Annotated in this window: 16 protein-coding genes; 8 read left to right on the forward strand and 8 right to left on the reverse strand. The window is 40.0% G+C overall.

What is annotated here, in order from left to right; genetic code table 11:
* The first annotated feature begins 187 nt into the window (after positions 1-187).
* Positions 188-811: a hypothetical protein gene (locus tag AC5JMK_RS17095; RefSeq protein ID WP_495910637.1), complete on the forward strand. Its 624-nt coding sequence runs from the start codon at positions 188-190 to the stop codon at positions 809-811.
* A gap of 232 nt (positions 812-1,043) precedes the next feature.
* A complete protein-coding gene (locus tag AC5JMK_RS17100; protein ID WP_096676271.1) occupies positions 1,044-1,781 on the forward strand; it encodes a twin-arginine translocation signal domain-containing protein in 738 nt (245 codons plus the stop codon).
* A 221-nt stretch (positions 1,782-2,002) separates the two neighbouring features.
* Here AC5JMK_RS17100 and AC5JMK_RS17105 read toward each other — a convergent pair whose 3' ends face one another.
* The 3 genes from AC5JMK_RS17105 to AC5JMK_RS17115 all read right to left on the reverse strand — a co-directional run bounded on the left by AC5JMK_RS17105 (position 2,003) and on the right by AC5JMK_RS17115 (position 8,997).
* Positions 2,003-2,770 (reverse strand): DsbA family protein, encoded by a 768-nt coding sequence (locus AC5JMK_RS17105; RefSeq protein WP_096676270.1) that lies wholly within the window; start codon positions 2,768-2,770, stop codon positions 2,003-2,005.
* A 138-nt stretch (positions 2,771-2,908) separates the two neighbouring features.
* Complete coding sequence (locus AC5JMK_RS17110; protein WP_495910638.1) at positions 2,909-8,773, reverse strand: PAS domain S-box protein; 5,865 nt, start codon at positions 8,771-8,773, stop codon at positions 2,909-2,911.
* Positions 8,774-8,796: 23 nt separating this feature from the next.
* Positions 8,797-8,997: a hypothetical protein gene (locus tag AC5JMK_RS17115; protein WP_096676268.1), complete on the reverse strand. Its 201-nt coding sequence runs from the start codon at positions 8,995-8,997 to the stop codon at positions 8,797-8,799.
* A gap of 365 nt (positions 8,998-9,362) precedes the next feature.
* Here AC5JMK_RS17115 and AC5JMK_RS17120 point away from each other — a divergent pair, with 365 nt between their 5' ends.
* Positions 9,363-9,923 (forward strand): SRPBCC family protein, encoded by a 561-nt coding sequence (locus AC5JMK_RS17120; protein ID WP_096676267.1) that lies wholly within the window; start codon positions 9,363-9,365, stop codon positions 9,921-9,923.
* A 5-nt stretch (positions 9,924-9,928) separates the two neighbouring features.
* The gene (locus AC5JMK_RS17125; RefSeq protein WP_495910639.1) at positions 9,929-10,504 is read left to right on the forward strand and encodes a DUF924 family protein; all 576 of its coding nucleotides are present in this window, start codon (positions 9,929-9,931) and stop codon (positions 10,502-10,504) included.
* A gap of 216 nt (positions 10,505-10,720) precedes the next feature.
* On the opposite strand, the gene AC5JMK_RS17130 is transcribed toward AC5JMK_RS17125, so the two are convergent.
* Together AC5JMK_RS17130 and AC5JMK_RS17135 are read right to left on the reverse strand one after the other, a co-directional pair.
* Positions 10,721-12,484: a hypothetical protein gene (locus AC5JMK_RS17130; protein WP_096676265.1), complete on the reverse strand. Its 1,764-nt coding sequence runs from the start codon at positions 12,482-12,484 to the stop codon at positions 10,721-10,723.
* Between the two features lie 339 nt (positions 12,485-12,823).
* Entirely contained in the window at positions 12,824-14,101 is a 1,278-nt protein-coding gene (locus tag AC5JMK_RS17135; protein WP_495910640.1) for an ankyrin repeat domain-containing protein, read from the reverse strand.
* Positions 14,102-14,305: 204 nt separating this feature from the next.
* Here AC5JMK_RS17135 and AC5JMK_RS17140 point away from each other — a divergent pair, with 204 nt between their 5' ends.
* Positions 14,306-14,770, forward strand: coding sequence for a DUF4079 domain-containing protein (locus AC5JMK_RS17140; RefSeq protein WP_096676263.1), 465 nt, complete (start codon positions 14,306-14,308; stop codon positions 14,768-14,770).
* A gap of 92 nt (positions 14,771-14,862) precedes the next feature.
* Here AC5JMK_RS17140 and AC5JMK_RS17145 read toward each other — a convergent pair whose 3' ends face one another.
* A complete protein-coding gene (locus AC5JMK_RS17145) occupies positions 14,863-15,564 on the reverse strand; it encodes a DUF1997 domain-containing protein (protein WP_096676262.1) in 702 nt (233 codons plus the stop codon).
* Between the two features lie 777 nt (positions 15,565-16,341).
* Here AC5JMK_RS17145 and AC5JMK_RS17150 point away from each other — a divergent pair.
* Together AC5JMK_RS17150 and AC5JMK_RS17155 are read left to right on the forward strand one after the other, a co-directional pair.
* Complete coding sequence (locus tag AC5JMK_RS17150; protein ID WP_096676261.1) at positions 16,342-17,004, forward strand: SDR family oxidoreductase; 663 nt, start codon at positions 16,342-16,344, stop codon at positions 17,002-17,004.
* A gap of 87 nt (positions 17,005-17,091) precedes the next feature.
* Positions 17,092-17,742 (forward strand): glycoside hydrolase family 24 protein, encoded by a 651-nt coding sequence (locus tag AC5JMK_RS17155; RefSeq protein ID WP_495910641.1) that lies wholly within the window; start codon positions 17,092-17,094, stop codon positions 17,740-17,742.
* Between the two features lie 28 nt (positions 17,743-17,770).
* Here AC5JMK_RS17155 and menH read toward each other — a convergent pair whose 3' ends face one another.
* The gene (gene menH, locus AC5JMK_RS17160) at positions 17,771-18,583 is read right to left on the reverse strand and encodes a 2-succinyl-6-hydroxy-2,4-cyclohexadiene-1-carboxylate synthase (protein ID WP_495910642.1); all 813 of its coding nucleotides are present in this window, start codon (positions 18,581-18,583) and stop codon (positions 17,771-17,773) included.
* Between the two features lie 393 nt (positions 18,584-18,976).
* On the opposite strand from menH, the gene AC5JMK_RS17165 reads away from it, so the two are divergent.
* Complete coding sequence (locus AC5JMK_RS17165) at positions 18,977-21,418, forward strand: phosphoketolase family protein (protein WP_495910643.1); 2,442 nt, start codon at positions 18,977-18,979, stop codon at positions 21,416-21,418.
* A gap of 270 nt (positions 21,419-21,688) precedes the next feature.
* On the opposite strand, the gene AC5JMK_RS17170 is transcribed toward AC5JMK_RS17165, so the two are convergent.
* The gene (locus AC5JMK_RS17170) at positions 21,689-22,477 is read right to left on the reverse strand and encodes a M15 family metallopeptidase (RefSeq protein ID WP_495910644.1); all 789 of its coding nucleotides are present in this window, start codon (positions 22,475-22,477) and stop codon (positions 21,689-21,691) included.
* Between the last annotated feature and the right edge of the window lie 83 nt (positions 22,478-22,560).

Below are 22,560 nucleotides of genomic sequence, written 5' to 3' on the forward strand. Positions count from 1 at the left end.
CACAGGAATAGAAAAACTTTCCGGAGTACTTGTCAAGAAGTAATACTAGTGAGATTTTTAACAATTTATTGGGAAAGAATATTCTTGGATGCAAAAATATTGTATAAATTTTGAATTGGTGTAAAACCCATTAATTAGGGTTAAAACCCATCAGGTTAAATATTCTTGCTGTTTTCCTTGCTAAACCATGAGCAAAACAAAATTCTTACGGTTGCTGACAATAGGAACATTTTTGAGTGCTTTATATTTAGGCACTAATACATTACCAGCATCTTCGCAACGCACATCGGCAGATAATTCAGCTTCTTTGTATAAAGGAGCTACATGTACCACATCTAAATCGAGTGGCAGAATTAAAACTGATTCCACTAATGTTTCAGTCAGCCGTCAGCTTTATACGTCATCTATGTCTATGTACACAGCAAGGAACAAATTCATCATGCTGACATGTAAAGCTGATCCTAAGAAATTCAGCACACTGAAATTGCAAATCGGAGTATCAGATGATGATTCTAAACAACAGTCGATCATGACTGTGAATATTTACCAGGGAGGTAATTTACAACATGCATACAAGGATATTGGTCCAGGGAAATTGATCAATACTGTACTTGACTTAGAGGATCGCAAGATTACCAAACCGGAAAATATCGCTATAGAACTGCTTTGTGAAAAAGCAAATCCCTATTGCACCGTATACTTTTTTGAAGCGCAGTTATTGCCAAACTCTAACTCTAATTATATAGCTCCCAAATCTTCTAAATCTTCTATAAATACATCTCAGCTAGGCTTACAGTTTACCAATAAATAAATTTCCTAGCTTATAGCTTAAGTAAGCAAAAGCTTACTAAGCAAAAATTTCAGCCCATTTAAATGGGCTTTAGCTTCTGGTTGTGAACTTTAGTTCACGACAAAATATCAAGATAAGTAATCGAACAGAAATATTTACACATGAGGTTTTAGACTGGATAAGGGTTTCAGGTCAAAATTTGTGTAATTAATTTTGTCTTACTACTTAAAAAAATAGTAAATAATAGATTATTGTGGCAATTACTAGGCGTAGGTTTATCAAAACAGTCACCCTCAGTGGTGCTTCCTTTGCAGCTAGTTCCGGTATCTTCTTTCCCAAACCAGTCAACTCCTATTCAACTAATTACGTTTTGAGCCGAGATGGCAAAGCAGACGGCATTTTTAGGAATTTTGTCGATGCTGAGATAGCCCGGAAACCCAGTCCTACATTACCTGCTGATACTGATCCAGCTATAGTTTCTGCTGTCAAATCTGTTCAAAACCAATTTACTCAACGTGCTTACACACAAAAACAAACACCCTTTGGACTGCGACGTGATGGTGTAAATAGTCCTTTGTGGGGACGCCAAAAACAAGAAGACGTAGGTCCGAATTCAGGATTTGGTACAGTACAAATCGTGGAAAATTACGTCACCCCGATCGCATTTACTGGTGCTACCACTGCTGGTATTGATAGAGCAATTCAAGTTTTAGGAAAAGATCAGCGTCTGTCTGCTGTGGAACTTGACAACGCACTAATTCCAGTACGCGAACAGTTTGAAGACTGGGGAACTTGGCTAGGCGATGTTGATCCCAAGACAGGACAAATTTTGGGTACAAGTTTAGCTAGTTATGAAACACGTTCAGGATCAGTTACCCGACGTTATGAAATAATTAAACCCGGACGAGGAGGTTTCGGTGAGATCACATTGTTTGTTGATGCAGGTGGGGAATTTAAATCAAACCTAAAAATTAGAGTTGACTTTGCATAAGGCAAATACTAATTCTAGAAAGTTTTTAACCTATTTGATACCATTTCACGCTAATCACGATACATATAAATTTGTAGAGACACATAGCAAGACCCGCAGGGTTATTTCGCGTCTCTACAAATAGTTGTGGGGTTAACACCAAGCATCTTGGGGTTTAAACTCTTAGCGGTACATTGAAAAAATTGAGATGATCCCATGCATTAGTAATCAATTCCTGACGACTACTTGGCGTTCGCTAAAATATTTTCTAGGTCAGATATCTGTACAGCACCAGAAACCTTTTCACTGCTAATAATAAAAGAAGGTGTACCAGAAAGCCCTAATTTCTTCGCTAATTGTATATCTTGCTCAATTGCAGTATTAGCAATTTCTCTATCTTGATTAAATATTGCTAAATCTAAATTCAGCTTTTTAGCAATATTTACATATAAAGATTCACCTAGTTTATCTTGATTAGTAAATAAAGCATCTTGATATTCCCAAAACTTACCTTGTTGTTGTGCTGCCCAAGCTGCTTTTGCAGCTGGCATTGCTTGAGCATGTATTGGAGTTAAAGGATAGTGTTTGTAAACAAAATTGACATCTTTTTGATGCTTTGCTATCAGTTTTTTTAAAGTTTGATGAGCTTCAGAACAATAGGGACATTGAAAATCAGAAAATTCTACCAATATAGTTTTTGATTCATTTGAGCCAATTGTGGGAGAATCAGCAATTACTGCTTGAGGATTGGTTTTTAAATCCTCTAAAAATACTTGTCGTACTTTATTTAATTTCTGTTCTTTTTGCTGTTGATAAACTTGAACAGATTCGATAATCACTTCTGGGTATTTACGGATAATTTCTAATACTTGTTCTTCGAGTTGCGGGTTAACGCGGGTAGCGGCTTGCGCTGGCAATGACCAGGTAAGAACCAGGCATAATAAGCATAATACTATCAAGCTACGGAAATATCGCATAATTTGTCCAACTTCAGGTAAGAATTTACTCATAGTTACTAAAAATAAGGGTTAGCTCTTTCAAGGTGTAAGGTGTAATGTACTTTTCTTGGTGTCTTAGTGTCTTGGTGTTTCAATAATTATTTTTTAACCACTAAGACACAAAGAGGAAATATATTTCCCGGTTTTATATTAACTATTAGCTAAGTCAATTAATTCCATAATTTTCTCAAACCGAAAATTTTCAGCTAAATCGGTGAGGAAATTACTCAGCAAAGATTTGCTAGAAGGAATTTGCTTAACTAATTTTATAATCAAGTCATCACTGCATTGTGCTGCGGCATAATGCACCTGTGTCAACCACTCATTTGACATTTCTGATAATAGAGCAACCATATCAAGGGAATTTAAAATTGTTTCTGTATTTGTTTGGTTTTGTGATATTTCTTCTTGATTCTCTTCATGAAAAAGATATTTTACCCCCAGATATTGGGCGAGTTTTTCTAGTAATAGTTCTTCGCGAAAGGGTTTATTAATAAAATCATCACATCCAGCTGAGATCATTGCCTGTCGTTGTTCCTCAAAAGCATTAGCAGTGAGGGCGATAATGACGGTACGTGAAGAGGACGTGGAGATTGTTTCATTTATGTTCCCCGTGTCTCCCATGTCCGCGCGTCCCCGCACCGCGTCTGTTTCTCTCCCTTTAATCTCCCTAGTGGCTTCGTAACCATCCATGATCGGCATTCGCATATCCATGAAAATGAGATTAGGTTTCCACGATTCCCAAACAGAGATGGCTTCCTGACCATTTGTAGCTTCTTTGACTGAAAAGCCAATAGATGCTAGTAATTTTACTAATAGCAAACGACTGTCATGAGCGTCATCAACTACCAAGATACGGTATTCAGGTTCACCTGGCGCTAAACCAATCACTTGCTGAGAAACAGAAGTAGTGGTTTGAATTTCATCAACACAAGCGATCGCAATCTGAATATAAAAGGAAAATACGCTTCCTATCCCCACAGCACTACTAACGTTGATCTCACCTCCCATCAACTGTACGTACTTGCGGCTAATTGCTAAACCTAACCCTGTTCCCTGCTGTGATTTTCTACCTGTTTCAGTTTGTCCAAAAGCTTGAAAAAGTAAGTCAATTTCTTCTACTAAAATACCAGTCCCAGTATCGATGACTTCAAAGCAGAGAAAGAGTGTGTTGTGATCGGTTGATCGAGGGTTATGGGTTGCCAGTTTGTGTGGTTGGGAAGAATCTGATTTTACTTTCTCTTCATCTTCAAGGTAAACCCGTAGCTTCACACTACCAGTCTCAGTAAATTTAATGGCATTTCCCAAAATATTGAGTAAAACTTGTCGCAGTTTACTAGAGTCGGTTCTGACATATCTGGGAATTTCAGGTGCATATTCAAATACCAGTTCTAAGCCTTTGGCTGTAGCACGAATGTGCAACATTTCTTGGAGATTGTCCAATAGATAAATTAAATCGAAGCTAGACAAAGTTAATGTGGTTCTACCGGCTTCGATTTTAGACATTTCCAGAATATCGTTGATTAAATTGAGCAGGTGTTCGCCAGCACGATTGATAATTGCTAGGTTCTGTTTGTTTTCACTGGAGAGAGTCCTGTCACGAGTCATGATTTGAGTAAAGCCAAGGATTGCATTCAGTGGAGTGCGTAATTCATGACTCATGTTGGCAAGAAATTCACTTTTGGCAAGGTTTGCAGCATCAGCAGCGATCACAGCTTTTTGGAGTGCGCTTGATTGCTGTTGAGTCTGTGTTAGTAATTCTGCTTGCTGCAAAGCAACTCCCAATTGATTGCCAATCTGCACAACAATGTTGATTTCTCCTTTTTTCCAGTGTCGGGAACTAGAATTTTGATAACTAGCTAGTAGTCCCCAGAGTTGATTACCACAAAAGATCGGAACTGTTATGTAAGCCCTGACTTGAAAGCGTTCTAAGAGATTGATGTAACAAGGATCAAAACCAGCCGTATAAATATCTGGTACACATAGGAAACTTCCACCTCTGGTGTATATACCACCTTGGGTTTGTTGAAGATAAGTATCAAGTACTTGGTTATCTCCACTACTGATGATTTTGATTGTACAGCGTTCGTTTTGGAGAGTGGTTTCTGTGAGATTGGGTTCATCTTGGTGTTGTTCGATCAGCGATACCCAGCCACTCCCGACTGATTCGGCGACAAATTCCCCACTCCAATCAGAGTTGAAGCGATACACTACGACGCGATCGCAGTTCAGTACTTGTCGCAATTCTTGTGTAGTAGCAGTAAAAATTGTTGCCAAATCCAATGTCTGGCGCATTCTCTGAATCACTTGAGTGATGGCTTTTTCTCTGTCTGCACTTTCACGCAAAGCATCTTCAGCAAGTTTAAGTTCAGTAATATCTGTAACTGTGCCAATATAGCCTTTAAATTCACCATCATCTCCAAATTCTGGCAAAGCTTGGCCTATGACCCAAATCACTCTACCACTCGAATGTACAAAGCGATATTCTGAATAAAAAGACTTTTTTGCTGATATCGTTGCTTGCCATTGGGCAAAGACGCGATCGCGGTCATTAATATGTATAATTCCATACCAATACTTGTCCAAATCAGCTTTGGCAGCAAGCCCGGTGATATCGCTAAAACGCTGATTCACATAGAGGAACTTACCCTGATGATCAGTGTGAAAAATGCCTACAGGTGAGGCTTCTGCTAAAGTTTGGTAACGACGTTGACTCTCTTGCAAAGCTAATTCAGTGTGTTTACGATCTGTGATTTCTACTACAACTGTACCCACACCGCAAGGGTGAATGTCTTCTCCAAAAATGGGGAAGTAAGAAGTCAAAAAATGCCGTATAATGTCGGACTCGGAAGGTAATGGCGCGCTCACTTCTATGTTGAGAATGGGTTTGGCAGTTTGCAGAACTTGTTCACAAAGTGGTACTACAAAAGGAGCAACTTCCGGTACCATATCCCAAAGAGTTTTGCCTATATGCTCGCTTTGGGGATGGCCATTAATATTTGCTAGCTGTTCGTTGATCTGCACATATCGCAGTTGATCATCTAATATATTCATGCCTACAGGAACACAGGAGAAAAAAGCATTGAGCCGAGCTTCCCGTAAAGCTAATTCTCTTTCTAGGTTTTTACGTTCGGTGATGTCTTTGTGCGTACCCGTCATCCGTAGCGGTTCTCCCGATTCGTCATGCTCAAATACCTGAGCGCGAGACTGTATCCATTTCCACTCACCGGATTTAGCACGCAGGCGAAATTCTACTTCATAAGCGGGACTCTCACCCCGCAAATAGGCATTTAGTTCTAATTTAATTGGCTCTACGTCTTCTGGATGGAGGAGTTGAGCAAAAGCACAGGAATCATCTGTAATTTCGTGTGGTTCGTATCCCAGCATTTTCTTCCATCGCCAGTCACGGTAGACTTTACGAGCTTTGATATTCCAATCCCATAATCCTAAATCGCTCCCTTTTAGTGCTAGTTGTAGACGTTCTTCACTTTGACGATGGGCTGCTTCTACTTGTTTACGTTGAATGAGCGCCCCTAATTGAGCTGCGACAGCACCGACTAAATACAACAAACGGCGATCCAAAGCATGGGAGCTGCTTTTAAAAAAGACCAACACAGCCACGACTTGATTATCAGCTAAAATTGGAACAGCAAAACCAGCTTTTAATCCGATTTGCGATCGCGTAGAGACCGAAGAAGTATCTTCACAAGTTGTAGCGTCTCCTTGTGGCAAAAATCCGACAACAGCTGATTCTGTCACTTGAGAAATATCTTCTATCCATTCTGGCTTTTGCTTGCGCCAAACTCGCCTCAGTAATCTCATCCCTTTTTCAAGTCTGATCACCTGGCTGTACTGGCAAAATTCGTCTAAGTGATTGTGGCGTCCATACCAACCTAATCTATATTCCAAAGCTGTATTATTTTCAGTCGGTATCCAAGCTTCACCAAAATTCCAATTGATAGTTGTACAAATTAACCGCAGCACAAGGGCTAAAGCATTGTCTACATCTACAGCGCGGCTGATAGCTTGGGTTGTCAGCAACAGCAAACGGCTTTCATTTTCAGCTTGCTTGCGCTCTGTAATATCATGAGCTGTACCAAGTAAATATTGTTGTCCGTCGATTTCAATTAGTTCAGCACTAAACAGTGTTGTTTTGAGTTCTCCGCTAGCAGTACGGAACTCAATTTCATGATTGCGAACTGCTTTTGTATGGCGCAGAACTTGGGTAAGCATGGCGCATTCTTCTTGATTCGCCCAGATATTTAATTCTCGGTAGTTACAACCAATTATCTGAGAATGAGAATAGCCAAAAAATCTACAAAAGCTATCGTTAACTTCAATGTAGCGGACTTCTGGAAAAGTGGTCAGAGCTATGGGATCAGGAGATGAGCGAAAGGCTGAAGCTAACTTGGCTTGGGAATGTCGTAAAGCTGTTTGGGCGTTGAGGCGATCGCGAATTTCTTGCTCTAATTCTATCCGGGCTTGTTTTTCTTGTTCTAGTAGTTTAGCTTGGGCGATCGCAATTCCCAATTGAGCAGCAATTGACTCTAGGAGTTCAATTTCTTCTAGACTCCAGTTGCGATAGCGATCGCACTGATGTAAACAAACCATACCATTTGCTTGCCCGTTGTAAGAAGTGCGGACTGCGAGTGTGGACTTAATATTATATTCCCGACATATTTCTTGAGCATTTTCTAACAGTGGATGGGTATAAACATTATTAGCTGCAATAGCTCGATCTTGAGCCAATAATTGTTGAGTATGAAGATTACCATTTACAGGTATATTGCAATGGCTGAAGGAAGTACACTCAGGAGCCAAAAATTCTTCTAATATGGGAATTTGAGGAGTCGGCAAGTCTAGGTAAGTATGAATGAGTGTACGACTGACACCAAAAGCCTCACCTATTTGTTTAATAGCAGTTTTGATAATAATTTTTTGGTCTAATTCCGAACGAATTTCATCTGTGATTTTTCTCAGAAGATTACTACGTTCTAATTGTTTTTGTAATTCTAAATCTGATTGATAACCTTCGTAGGCTATAGAAATTGCTCCTGCGGCTGCTTGTAAAAAAGCTACTTCTGAAGTTTCCCAAAGATGTGATTCTACACAGTTATCAAAACCGATAAAACCTAAAAATTCTCCTTTAGTAATAATTGGCAAAATTAAAATTGAAAGTATACCTTGTGGTTCTAAAATCGCCCGTTCTGATGCGGGTAATTCTGCGACGATACCAGAAATAATTTTGCCATTTGCCAGTAAAGCAGCCCAACGAGGAAAATATTCTTGATACGGTAAGTTTTGTAGAATAGGGCTATCAATTTCGGGATTGATACCCTCACTACACCACTCAGCCCGTTGACTCATGAGCAAGTTACCATCATCTGCATGATGATTTTCAAATACGTAGACGCGACTTGCTTTAGAAGCAGTTCCAAGAATTGGCATAATATCCTGATAGCATTTGTCGCTGTTATCAAACGACAACAACCGATGTTGCACTTCTAAAAGTGCTGTGAGATATTGTTCACGCAATTGTCGGTCTGCTTCAATGCGTTGACATTCTTGCATTTCCAACAGCAACTGTTCATTTTGTTGTTTAAGTTGCTGTTGGAGTTTCTGGATAGTAATTTGATTTTCTACACGTACTAAAACTTCTTCTATTTGAAAGGGTTTAGTAATGTAATCGACAGCGCCAATTTTAAAAGCTTTAACCTTGTCAAAAATATCATTGTAGACACTAATAAAAATTACCGGAATATGACAAGTTATCGTATCTGCTTTCAGTTGTTGGCAAACTTCATATCCATCGATATCTGGCATTTTTATATCAAGCAAAATCAGATCCGGTAAAGCCAATTTTGCGACTTCTAATACCATTGAAGCTGTAATTAAACTCCGGACAGTATAGCCATATTGAGACAAAGTAGCAGATAAAGTTTGTAAATGTTCCCAGCAGTCATCAACTACGAGAATGTTTCCCTTGCTTATTTGTGGTGAATTGCTGCTACTCATAATTGGTTCTTAATTGACGTGGTTTAGAAACGCCACCAAGTTTTTTGTAAGTGATTGAGAACACCTATTGCGATCGCTACCATGAACAAGAGTAAAATAATTCCTCCAGGGATAAAAGTTAGTATACCAAATCCCCTTAATACCCAAATGGCAATTGTAATACCAAGAATGACACCCACAAGCTGGGTTAATCTGCGATTTAATTTAGAAGATGATTGACTCATATCACTGACTATTAACTCAACAACTGAATTATTTTATCCATGAATAAGCAACACTTTTGGCAAATGTATGGCAGGCTTTGATTATTTTAAGTATTTTTGCTTAAAATTTTCCGTGATTAAAATCACTTAAGATTGATAAAAATTTGGCATAATAGCCGGGATAAAAACTATTTCCGGAAACTATATATATTAATTTGGAACTAGAATTGGTCGAATATACTCAATCAATCGAGGTGATTACAACTTTAAACCAGAATTTGTGTAAAAGTCGAGTTAAGGAAAAAAGGAAACTGTAAGCTAGTACTAGCTCACCTTTAACCTTTTTCCAAAAAAGATTGACTTAATTGAGGAGTGAGTGAAGCATTATGTCTGCATCTTATATTTCAGACTCATTTATCACAGGTTTACCAATGACTTGGAGTCAAGACAAGCAACAGAAGATCATACAGGGTGAAATTTTTACACAAATGGGATCACATACGTCATGGGGTGGTTGTGTCACTGCTTGGATGTATTTACCGTTAGTGCGATCGCAAGTCTTTTCACAAATCACAGATTATCCTCGTTGGGTACACTATTTTCCCGATATAACTAAAAGTGAGGTTTTGCAAAAACGAGATGAGGTCAAGCGTCTGTATCAAGCGGCACAAAAAGCTTTCTTATTTTTCACAGCCCATGTGGAAATTTATTTAAGCGTCATAGAAGAATTGGGACAGAGAGTGCAATTTCGTCTAGAGAAAGGTACTTTTAACGACTTTAGCGCTGAATTATACTTACAAGATTATGCCAATGGGACTTTGCTAACCTATACTGTCAAAGCTACTCCTAACATCCCCATCCCGTCTATTTTTATTCAACAAGCAATGAATTTTGAATTGCCTGCAAATATGCGTAAAATGCGACAAGTTATTTGTAATTCTCAGTAATATCAATGGCACAGGCACAAGAAATATTAGACTTTTGGTTTGGCAAATCCGATCAACCCAGTTACGGTAAATCACAAGATTTTTGGTTCAGTAAGAAACCAGAAGTTGATGAAGAATTGCGAACTAGGTTTGTTAAAGATTATCAAAAAGCAGCACAAGGTTACTTAGACGACTGGATGGAATTTCCCGAATCTTGTCTAGCCCTCATTTTGCTGCTAGATCAGTTCCCTCGTAACATGTTTCGTGATACTCCAGAAGCTTTTGCTACTGACTGGGAAGCACTTTCAACAGCTCATCATGCTGTTGCTCAAGGCTACGACAAAAAAATGCTACCTGTACAACGTTTGTTTATTTATTTACCTTTTGAACACAGTGAAAACATAGAGCATCAGCGTCAAGCAGTAAAATTATTTCAACAACTTAGTGATGATCCTGATAGCGCTATTTTTATTGAGTATGCAATTCGTCATATGGAAGTGATTGAACGTTTTGGGCGTTTTCCTCACCGAAATGTAATTTTAGGAAGAACCTCAACCGCAGACGAAAAGGAGTTTTTACAGCAATCTAGTTCATGGTTTTAGCTGAATACGGTTGTGATCAGGAGCATCCCAATTTTTGAAAAAACAAGAGCGATGTTCGCCCTGGGCGGCTACACAAAACGAAGTCCGCCTGCGCGGACAATTCTAGCCTGCGTAAGCAGGCTTTGTCTGTATAGCCCCAGACTTCCAGTCTGCGGGGATTTGAAATATTTGGGATGCTCTCACTCAATTGTTGGCGCTAAGACTCCTCAATTGTTCTCAAACTTTTAACTTGTTTGGTTGTTGTCTGGTACTAGGTTGAGAATCCTGCGCTGCTTCTTGTGAAAACTGCTGAGGAGTTTCCATAGCAGGTTGGGGAGTACCTTTAATTACTCCCCGATAAATCAATGCACCTACAGTTTCCAGCCCAAAACCCCAACCTTTTGGTAAATTATCATCACCATCATTTTGTCCTAAATCTATGTAAATACGCGGCGGTACAAAGTACTTTAAGTCGCTATTAACAACTAAGCTATCTGCTTTTTCCATAATTGCATCGAAAGTACTATCAAACTCTGCATCACTGTCGTACTGCTGTTGTAATTTTGCTTGCACAAATTCTATAAATTCGCGAACGACAGGTATTCTGGGATCATCCTGGGGTTGAGGTTCGGGTTGAGGTTCGGGTTGAGGAGTCGGTTGAGGAGAAGTGTTAGGAGTATTTGCAGATTTCTTGGTAGAAGTGGGGGGATTTGGGGGTACTGGTGCAGGTACTAATATTGGTGGTACGGGTGCAGGTACTGGTTGAGGATTATAAACACCAATACCTAATTGCCTCATAATTAAAGGCTCTATATATCCAAACAGTTTAACTTGTGCTTGCACTATTTTCGGATTGTTCTTGGCATTGCTGCGGGGAAGCAATGTACGGAAAGCACGACGCAGTACTTGAGATAATTTAAAAGGTGGAAAGGGGATGGTATTGGGATCAATATTTTGCCCATGCTTAGAGATTAGTACATCTAAAGGTGGTAAATCTGTTGGTACTAATGGCATTTGAATATTAAAAGCTTTAAATTGCGGATTACCACTTTTGAAACTGAGAATGTTTTCCCGTCTATTATTTTGATGTTCTTGAAGTTTAAGTATCTCTAATGCTTTTGCTTCATCGCCATCCAATAACAAAGTCAAACCTTGTTTGTTAAAAGGATAAACAGGTGTATTCAGACTGATATAGATAAACTCCGCACAATAGGCTGTATTTTCTGGACGGTTAAGAAATTCTAGTGCTTTTGGATCACCAAGGCTAGCAAGGGCGCAATTTTGCAAAAATTCTTTGAGTGTGGAGCGATCGCAAACACGGGTAGGATCACCACCATTAAAATCATTAGCCGCAAATTGCACAAATGGATTAATTAATGCCATCCAACAGATGATACTGTCAGTGTAACCACGAGATTGTTCTGGAGTGACAAACTCAGGAAACACTAAACCTTGAGCAACAGCCACAAAGCCATCGTTACCATACATCCCATTGTGATACATATCAGGTTCGTTGAAGCTAGCGAATGCTCTCTCCCCTGCAAAGTTCTGGGCTGGTACCATCGCGCCAGAGTGGTGTCCCTCATTTTTGATGAAAATCTCCATCAAATCATACTGTTCTTGATCATTGGGAGGCCAGCGCAAATCAATAGCCTTACCATACCTGTCTTTATTGTATTGAAAAGTACAAACTAAAAGTCCGTATTTATCTATAAACTTGAGAACATCTTCGTAGCCAGAGAGTGTGTTACCTTGAGCATCTGACACTTGCGGTTGATCGGAAATACCAATAAATCCTGGAACTTTAATAGTTTCCGTATTCACCAAACTCTCATCATCTACAATTACCATCTTGTAGAATAACCGCTTCATATCCTTAAGTGGTAAGCCTCCTTGATCATCTGGGCCTCTAAAAGCATTGAAATAATTTAAATCTACTTCTTCTGGCGATCGCAACGGCAAGCGATCATTGTTTTCTATTGGAGAATTATTTTCGCTCATAGTTTTATATGTGTAGGAATCTATAGCACTTCTTACTCGATTGCAATACAGTCGGAACCCCACCCCGGCTTTGCTGACGCAAAACCTCCCCTCCCCGCTTGCGGGGAGGGGATTAAGGGGTGGGGTACGTATTGGACACAACCGAGAAGCGCTATATTTAATGGGTGTAAGCAGAACTAACTTATGCATACAAAGCAACTATCTTTTGGTGTAATTTTTACATGCAACCAAAAGATAGTCTCAATTTTTACTTTTTTTTCAGTATTCTGTTTTGAAAAGAGGGATTGGGGATTTGTCCCCCTTGTCCCCCTTGTCTCCTTTGTCTCTCTTGTCCCTTATTTAATCCATCGCCCCGGCTACCCGCAACAGGTGTGCTATATCTTGATAAGCATTAAACTCTGCTAGCATCAAAGCTGTATAGCCGCCTTGATTTTTTAAATTTACGTCTGCACCCGCTTGTAATAATAGTTGCACAGCTTCTGTATAACCCCGTGAAGTTGCCCACATTAAAGCTGTCGCCCCGGCTGAGTCTTGAAAATTGACATCTACACCTTTGGTTAGTAGCTGCTGGATAATGCTGGTGCGATCGCGTTCTGCGGCTTTGATTAAAGGTGTTTTACCGTCATCTGCTGGGATATTGGCATTAGCACCAAACTCTAACAATAACCGTACTATTTCACTGTGTCCTTGGGTGACAGCTAACGTTAGAGGTAGTTCACCAAAGTTTCTCACATTTGCATCAGCCCCATACCGTAGTAGCATTTCGACTATTTGACTGTGTCCCTGTAATGCTGCGACAAGCAACGGTGTATCACCTAGGTTATTTCTGATTTGGACATTTGCACCCCGGCTGAGTAATACTTCCACTACATCGGTATAACCTTCTACAACCGCCAAATGCAAAGCAGTTTCACCATCTTGATCTGAAAAATTTACATCAGCGCCTGCATCCAGTAAACAGGCTGCGATCGCACTATGTCCAGCTGCTACTGCTGCTGATAGTGCTGTGATGCGATCGCGATTTTGCAGTTTCGCATCTGCTCCCGCCGCCAACAATGCTTGTACAATTGGCAAATGTCCCAAATCTGCCGCTAGCATCAACGGGGTTTCACCTTCTTCATCCTGGGCATTAATATCTGCACTGACTGATACAATTGCTTGCACAACAGCAACATGTCCTTGCTTGAGTGCGACTTTCAAAGCAGTATCATCATCGTGATCTTTGATATTGACATCTGCACCCGCAGCCAGTAAGACTTGTACCACTTCCGCATACCCTTTTAGTGCTGCTGCCATCAAAGCCGTACTACCATCTTCATTAGTAACATTGACATCTGCACCTCTGGATACTAAAAGTTCCACAATGTCAATACTTTTGGCATTCGCAGCCAACATCAAAGCTGTTAAACCGTAGCGTTTTCTGCGTAAATTGAGATTAGCTCCAGCATCAATTAGCGATCGCGCAATTTCCGTATAGCCAAAATTAGCAGCAAACATCAACGCCGTTGTACCTTCGCGATCGCTAACATCAGGTGTTGCACCCGTAGCGAGTAGCGCCTGCACTTGCTTAATATCACCAGTTTTTACAGCCTTTAGCAGCAAAGCATCATTGGTCATTGGTCATTAGTCATTGGTCATTAGTCAATAGTCCATCGTCAAGGGTCAAGAGTCAATGGTCATTGGAGTGTGGGGAGTGTGGGGAGTGTAGGGAGAATTATTTAACAAGTCTCTTCGCGATCCCCAATCCCCAATCCCCGATTCCCTAATTAAGGTTATGCTAATTTTTATGAAGATTTAAGAATAGGGGCAAAGGTAACGAATATGGAATTATCACCATCACTAAAATACTGGGCGCAGTTCTTCCACCCAATTATGATGTGGGCGTTATTACTGGTATCTGTATATGCTGCCTATTTAGGGCTGCAAGTACAGCGTACCAGAAATTCCCAAGGTGAACAAAAGAAAGAATTGATTAAAGGCAGATACAACGTCAGACACTACCAAATCGGTTCTATATTACTGGCTTTGATGGTGGCAGGCTCTATTGGTGGGATGGCTGTCACCTACATTAATAATGGTAAGTTGTTCGTGGGACCACATCTACTAGCAGGGTTGGGCATGACTGGTACAATTGCCTTCTCTGCGGCTTTATCTCCCTATATGCAAAAAGGGGCAAATTGGGCCCGTGTCACTCATATTTTGCTGAACTTTACCCTTTTGGGTTTATTTACTTGGCAAGCCATCACAGGTATGCAAATTGTGCAAAAAATTCTGACTAATGCTTAGTTATTAAAGATCTGCTAAAAAAAGTAGAGACGCGTAGCAAGATCCCACAGGATAATTTCACGTCTCTACAATAATTTTGGCTGACTCTCAATTTATTTATTTTTCTTGACATTTGCTGGTAATTCTATACCTAAAGACTGATGGAAATCTTCTTGAACTTTGCGAGTTAAGCGACGGGAAACTTGGCGGATAATTTGATGAAGTACGCGATCGCCTGTAGATCGAACTAAAGATTTGGGTAGTCGCTGAATACACTTAGGAAAGTTGATGTAGACTTTTAAATCCAATTCCCACTCAACTGTTGTTATCTGACTGGAAATAGTGGAAATTGAAGACTCTTGAATTTCTATTAGCTGTAGCGAAGAATTATAGTCTACTTCATAACCAGGAGCTTGATAACCGGGAATCGGAACTGTACGGATACGGTAAACGCGATCTTCAGGAAGAAGCAGTTCTAAACCAACTTTTGGTTCCACTTCATAACCAAAAGATCCAAAGCGACCAATCACTAAAGTATAACCATTTTCCCCCAGTGATTCTACTTTCATCGGTTCGGCACAACGGGAAAACCAACTAGCATGATTATCTAAATATTCAGCAACTGTGTCAGCAGAAGCATACATTTCCATCTTGTCTTGATAACGACCGCAAAACATCGTAGTTGTGTCTACAGATTTCTCGATATGTACGACTTCATTTTCTGCGATCGATGATGCCACAGACAAAACAACTTCTGTTGATTCCAAGGACTCAAATGATTCTATAGACTGATATTCTTTGTTTCTTGAAAGCATAAGATTTTTGTATATTTTTTTATTTGTCTCAATTAATATTTCCCGAACCAAGTGCAAGATTTCGTACTGGATATATATTTTGACCGAAAACTTAAAAATAAATCATAAATTTCATCGAATCTCTACAATAGAGACAGAAAGAAGACATACTAGTTTTCCAGGATAACGTATAAGGTCAACGACCCAGGTCTAAAGACACTGAGCTTCTAGCCTAAGACTTAAGACAATAGTTGACCAGACTAAGTACCTTGTGTACTACGTTATTGGCAAGAGTTAAAGACCTACCAGGGGATGCGTAGCTAGTTCCTTGCTCTAGAACTGAAGGATTAAACAGATTTATTGGGTTAAGTCAGTGTCTTTCAGATAGTACCGACCAATAACATTGTCGAGGCTAACATTACTCCCGTAAGGGAAGGCTCCTTGGAGCAAAACCGTTATCGCATTTGGCGCGTGTGTAATAGAGCCGGGCTTGGTTCGGGATATCTCGAACCGCCCACTAATGGGTTCCCTCCAAATTCGGGGTTTTCAGACCCCGAATTTGAGAGGGCGCCCAAATCAGGGGGTTTTAAGCCCGGCTCTATTTCTTCGATTTGCCTCGTTATGCGTACAGAGTGAAAGATTTCAGTTCGTAATTGCCCGCAGATGCGTAGATTGCAATACTACACGGGATTGAGTAACTCCCGTGTAATGGATTAAAGATTAAGGCAATTAAAATTGCCCGTGTCGTTTCCCTCTCAGGGCTTAAGCCACTGAGTTTCCCACATACCGCGAGGTTTTATGAAAGCTTTTGTCGCAGGAGCAACAGGAGAAACAGGTCGTCGCATCGTACAAGAACTGACGGCGCGAAATATTCCGGTTCGCGCTTTGGTGCGCGATGTCGAGAAAGCAAGGAGTATTTTGCCTAGTGAAGAAGTAGAGTTAGTAGAAGGTGATGTGCTAGATCCACAAAGTCTAGTTACTGCTTTGGGAGATAGTACAGTTATTTTATCTGCCACAGGGGCAAAACCTAGCTTTGATCCTACAGGCCCCTATAAAGTAGATTACGAAGGAAATAAAAATTTAGTCGATGCTGCCAAAGCTAAGGGAATAGAACATTTTGTCATAGTTTCCTCTTTGGCTGCATCGAAATTTTTCCATCCTCTAAACTTGTTCTGGCTAATTTTGGTTTGGAAGAAACAAGCTGAGGAATATCTGCAAAAAAGTGGTTTGACTTACACAATTGTCAGACCAGGTGGTCTCAAGAATGAAGATAACACCGATTCCATCATTATGCAAAATGCGGATACTTTGTTTGACGGTAGCATTCCTCGACAAAAAGTTGCTCAAGTTTGCGTAGAAGCCTTATTTGAGCCAGCAGCAGGAAATAAAATAGTAGAGATTGTTGCAAAACCAGAAGCTGCGTCGAAAAGCTTTGGCGAGTTATTTGCAGGTGTGGTTTGAAACAAAATTTCATCGTTATTTGTCATTTGTAAGGTCAATGACCAGTGACCAATGACCAATTTGTGAAGGAGTCGAACTCTGAAAGGCTTGCAATTTAAAGGCGTTGAAAAATTCATTGGGCCACTGGCTGCTTTACTAGTATTTGTGTATTTATTCCAGTGGTATATTATTGGTGATTTGCGATCGCGTCCTGATCCTGTATTCAGTAAAAGACAACCACCTTTAGTCATGAAAGGTGGTGATCCCTATATCCGCGCCTTAATGCGAACTATCTCAGCCAGTGAAGCTAGTGGTAATCGTCCCTACTCGCTTTTGTATGGTGGAGAACATGTTAATGATCTCACTCGCCATCCACAAAAATGTGTGACAATTATTGTCAGTCCCAACAAAGGTAATTGTTCAACAGCAGCCGGGAGATACCAAATTATCAACACAACTTGGTATGCGATCGCACCCAAATATCATCCAAAACCAATGCGAATGATGTTTTGGGTTAATTACAGTTTTGAACCAGAATATCAAGATACAGTTGTGCATAGTTGGTTGAGTGATTCTCAATTTTGGGGAGTGAATATTTCCCGGTTACTACGTCAGGGAAAATTAAATGATGTTTTGCGGCGACTATCTCCCACTTGGACAAGTTTAGGATATGGTATTGAAACTAATTCTGTGAGTCCTCTTTTACCTAAAATTTATCAGAAAATTCTACAGGAAGAATTGAATACTATGAAAGGTTAATGGTTAAGCGTCAAGGCTGAAATACTAACTATGCATTCAAAAAAAGCTTAATATTCTCTACAAAATCCTTTGGCTTTTCAAAATGAATATTATGACTAGCATGACTAACTATTTTTAGATGGCAATGTTGACATATTTCAGCCATTTTTTGATTTATTTCTATAAACTTCTCATCATTTTTACCAACAATTAATAATAAATCACTGGAATTATCTTTGAGTTTTTCCCATAAAGAAGGTTGACAGCCAGTACCCATTAGCCGTAGGGATTTTGCTAATTCAATAGGATTGTTTTGTATTCTTATTTTTAATAAATGTTGAAAATGTGGATGATTTTTGATATTGCCAAAAATTGGCTGTTGATACCAATTTCGTAAAAAGGCAATAAAATCATTTTTTTCAAGACTTCTTTCTAGTTTTCTCGCAATTTGTCCATCCCGCTTCATTCTTTCTTGACGTTCTGCTGCTGTTGCTAAACCAGGAGAAGCAGATTCTAGAATAACTTTGGGAAATCTATGGGGAAAATATAAAGTCAGATATAAAGCTAATCTACCCCCCATAGAATAACCAACTAAAAAGCATTGATGAATTTGTAAATTATCTAATAATTCAATTAAACCTTGAGCAGTATTTGCCATTGTGTAGGAATCTTCACTTCCCAAAACTTTTGTATTTCCATGTCCTGGTAAATCCACTTTCAGACAATAAAAATTATGTTTTAGCAATTGTATTGCTTCATCAAATTCATGGCTATTACCCATAAATCCATGGAGAAAAAGAATTACAGGTTGAGTGCGATCGCCATCTAAAGAATAGTAAAACTGGTAATTTGCTGTTGTCAATTTAATTAAATAAAATAAAATTTTTGGTTAAGAAAAGCTTATCACATAAGATAACTTGATAAAAATCATTAACATGATTACAAATTTGGTTCTTTATATATAAATCGCTAACTAGCTCATCTGTCGTGAAATAGTTAAGATAAAATTTGCTTGATAGAATAGGAGCGTTTGCTTGTCGTTGACCGAGATAATGGACAAAAAATAAAAACAAGCAGTTGAGTGAGGCGTATTTATCTATTTAATTATGTAAAGAATTCGTCGATTGTGCATTATTTCTATCTAACGATAGTTAAGATTTTCTTCGTGAGAGTGCAATCACTACAAAAGCATTCCTAATTGCAATGCTACAGATTTAATTGCGAATTCCAAATTAAATTACAAAGGTGCAAAAAAATGGTAGCAACACCCCAAAAACCAACCTCCGAAGAAATCAACTCTATTAGCTGCTACGGTAAAGCACGATCAACAGTTGAAGGTGCGCCCCTCAGTTCTGATGAACTCCGCAAGATGCACGCTTTCTGGCGTGCAGCCAACTACTTAGCTGTGGGGATGATTTATCTGCGGGATAACCCGTTGCTAAAAGAGCCTCTCAAACCTGAACAGATCAAACACCGCTTGCTGGGACATTGGGGTTCTAGTCCGGGAATCAGTTTTCTTTACACCCACCTTAACCGTGTGATCAAGAAATTTGATCAGGACATGTTATATATCGTAGGGCCTGGTCACGGTGCGCCTGGATTCCTTGGCCCTTGCTACTTAGAGGGTAGCTATTCCAAGTACTTCTCTGACTGTAGCGAAGACGAAGAGGGAATGAAGCGATTTTTCCAGCAATTCTCTTTCCCCGGTGGAGTTGGTAGCCATTGTACTCCTGAAACTCCTGGCTCTATTCACGAAGGGGGCGAACTGGGTTACAGTCTATCTCATGCTCATGGTGCTGCATTTGATAACCCCAACCTGATTGTTGCAGCACTAGTTGGAGACGGAGAAGCCGAAACTGGGCCTTTGGCAACTTCTTGGCATTCCAACAAATTCATCAATCCCATTCGCGACGGTGCAGTATTACCCATTTTGCACCTGAATGGTTACAAGATTAATAATCCTACCATTTTGTCTCGTGTCAGCCACAAAGAGCTAGAAGATTTATTTAAGGGCTATGGCTACACTCCCTATTTTGTGGAAGGATCTGATCCAGAAAGTATGCATCAAGCAATGGCTGCAACTTTAGATCATTGCATCTGTGAAATTCACAAAATTCAGCAGGAAGCTCGTAGTAATGGTGTTCCTACCCGTCCTCGCTGGCCAATGATAGTGATGCGTACTCCCAAAGGTTGGACTGGTCCCCAAGAGGTAGACGGACATAAGGTAGAAGGTTTCTGGCGCGCTCATCAAGTACCGATGGGAGGAATGCATAATAACCCAGAGCATCTGAGACTCTTGGAAGAATGGATGCACAGCTACAAACCCAAAGAACTTTTTGATGCCAATGGTACGCTACTAGCAGAAATCAAAGATACTGCACCCACTGATTCAAAACGTTTGGGTTCAACTCCCTATGCGAATGGTGGTGTGTTACGCCGCTCTTTGAAATTACCTGATTACCGCAAGTATGGCGTTGAGATCGAAAAACCTGGACAAATTCAAGTAGAAAATACCAAACCTCTGGGTGTTTTCTTGCGTGATGTCATGAAGGCCAATATGACCAGTTTTCGGGTATTTGGGCCTGACGAAAACACATCTAACAAGCTGAGTGCGATTTACGAAGCTAGCAAAAAGTTCTGGATTGCAGGGTATTTACCAGAAGATGCTGACGGTGGTGAACTTTCTCCTGATGGTCGCGTCATGGAGATGTTGAGTGAACACACCTTGGAAGGTTGGCTAGAAGGCTATTTACTCACTGGTCGTCATGGTTTTTTCTCCACCTACGAAGCCTTTGCTCATATTATTGATTCAATGGTGGGTCAGCACGCCAAGTGGTTAGAAATTTCCAATCACATTAGCTGGCGAGCAAATGTTTCTTCGCTTAACATCCTGATTACTTCTACGGTTTGGCGACAAGACCACAATGGTTTTACTCACCAAGATCCGGGCTTTTTGGATGTGATACTCAACAAGACTCCAGACGTGGTTCGCATTTATCTTCCGCCTGATGTTAACTCCTTGCTGTCAGTTGCTGATCACTGTCTGCGGAGTGAAAACTATATCAACGTGATTGTATCTGACAAACAACAACATTTGCAGTATCATGACATGGAAACTGCAATCCGTAATTGTACCAAGGGTATAGATATTTGGGAGTGGGCAAGTACAGATGCTGGTGAAGAACCAGATGTAGTACTGGCGTGTGCAGGTGATATTCCCACTTTAGAAGCACTCGCAGCATCGGTGTTGTTGAGGGATAATTTCCCTGACTTGAAAATTCGGTTTGTGAACGTGATTGACTTATTCAAGTTACAACCAGATACAGAACATCCCCACGGTTTGAGCGATCGCGATTTTGATAGTCTATTTACCCTCGATAAACCAGTGATCTTTAACTTCCACGGCTATCCTTGGTTAATTCACCGCCTAGCTTATCGCCGTCACAACCACCACAACATGCACGTGCGTGGTTACAAAGAAAAAGGTAATATCAACACACCATTAGAGCTGGCGATCCAAAATCAAATTGATCGTTTTAGTATTGCGATCGATGTTATTGATCGAATTCCTCAACTCAAAGTCGCAGGCGCTCACGTCAAAGAAATGCTCAAAGATGAGCAAATTTCTTGCCGTAACTACGCCTACGAACACGGTGCTGATAAGCCCGAAATTGTGAATTGGAAGTGGCCGTACTAGAGTAGTCCACCACATTAATAATGTAAGCCGATGCATTCGCAATGTCAGCCGATGCATTCGCAATGTAGGTCGATACATTCGCAATGTCAGCCGATGCATTCGCAATGTAGGTCGATGCATTAACAATGTAAGCTGATACATTAACAATGTAGGTCGATACATTAACAATGTAGGTCGAGGATATAATACCCCATCTTCTATAAGTTGCAAGTTTGGGTTGGGGTTTAAATCCCCATCCCAAACCCCCTATTTCCTCTTCCTCGTTCCCTTTTATTGATTTTGTTTTCTCGCTTGAGCAAATATATTAGCAGCTTCCGGTGAACCTATGTATCGCCAATGCCATGGTTCATAGCCTACACCTTGTGGATTATTTTTATAGAAAGACAACTCAAAGCCAAATTCTTGAGCGTGACGATTTAACCAACGAAAAGCATCAGTGTTTTCAAATTTTAAAGTTATATCTTGTTTGGGAAAGTGGCCATCCGCTAAATCTACAGCATAGCCAGTATGATGTTCACTATAACCAGGTGGTGCGCTAATTTTTGCTGCTTGTTGGACAGAGCCACGGCGCTTTATTTGTTCATCAAATAATTTTTTTTGTTGCTCTATTGTGCGAAAACCTGAGACTGGTATAATCCAGACTTTTTCATCTCTAGCAGCATAAATCATCTTCATAAGTGCTTTCGCAGCCTCTGGAGCTAGGGACTCGAATCGTTGGTATTCTTTAGTAGCATAACTAGCTATAGTCATTAATTGACTTGGATATGCATGTAAATAAGCAAAATGTCCATAGGAGGTGGAGCTAGGAATGCTGGTTGGCAAAGAAAAATTAGAATTTAATTTTTCTACTTCCAAAGGGGTCGTTAATACTGGTTCAGTTGCAACAGAAGGACTTGAATTTTGCTGAGTAGTAACAATAGCAGTGGGAAATTTATGATGAAACCTAGCCGACAATTTAGCAGATGAAATGATCAATAAATAGAGTCCCAAAACTATCACGACTAATGCTACTATAGTCGCAATTAAGAAATAAGTTTTATTCCAATATTTTCTATGCATTCTCAAAAAGGAATTAAAGAGTTAATTTTCTCTGTTCCCCTACAGTAGGGATTATTTCCTATTTATTTTTTATAATTTGATAA

Source organism: Pelatocladus sp., from assembly GCF_059505505.1.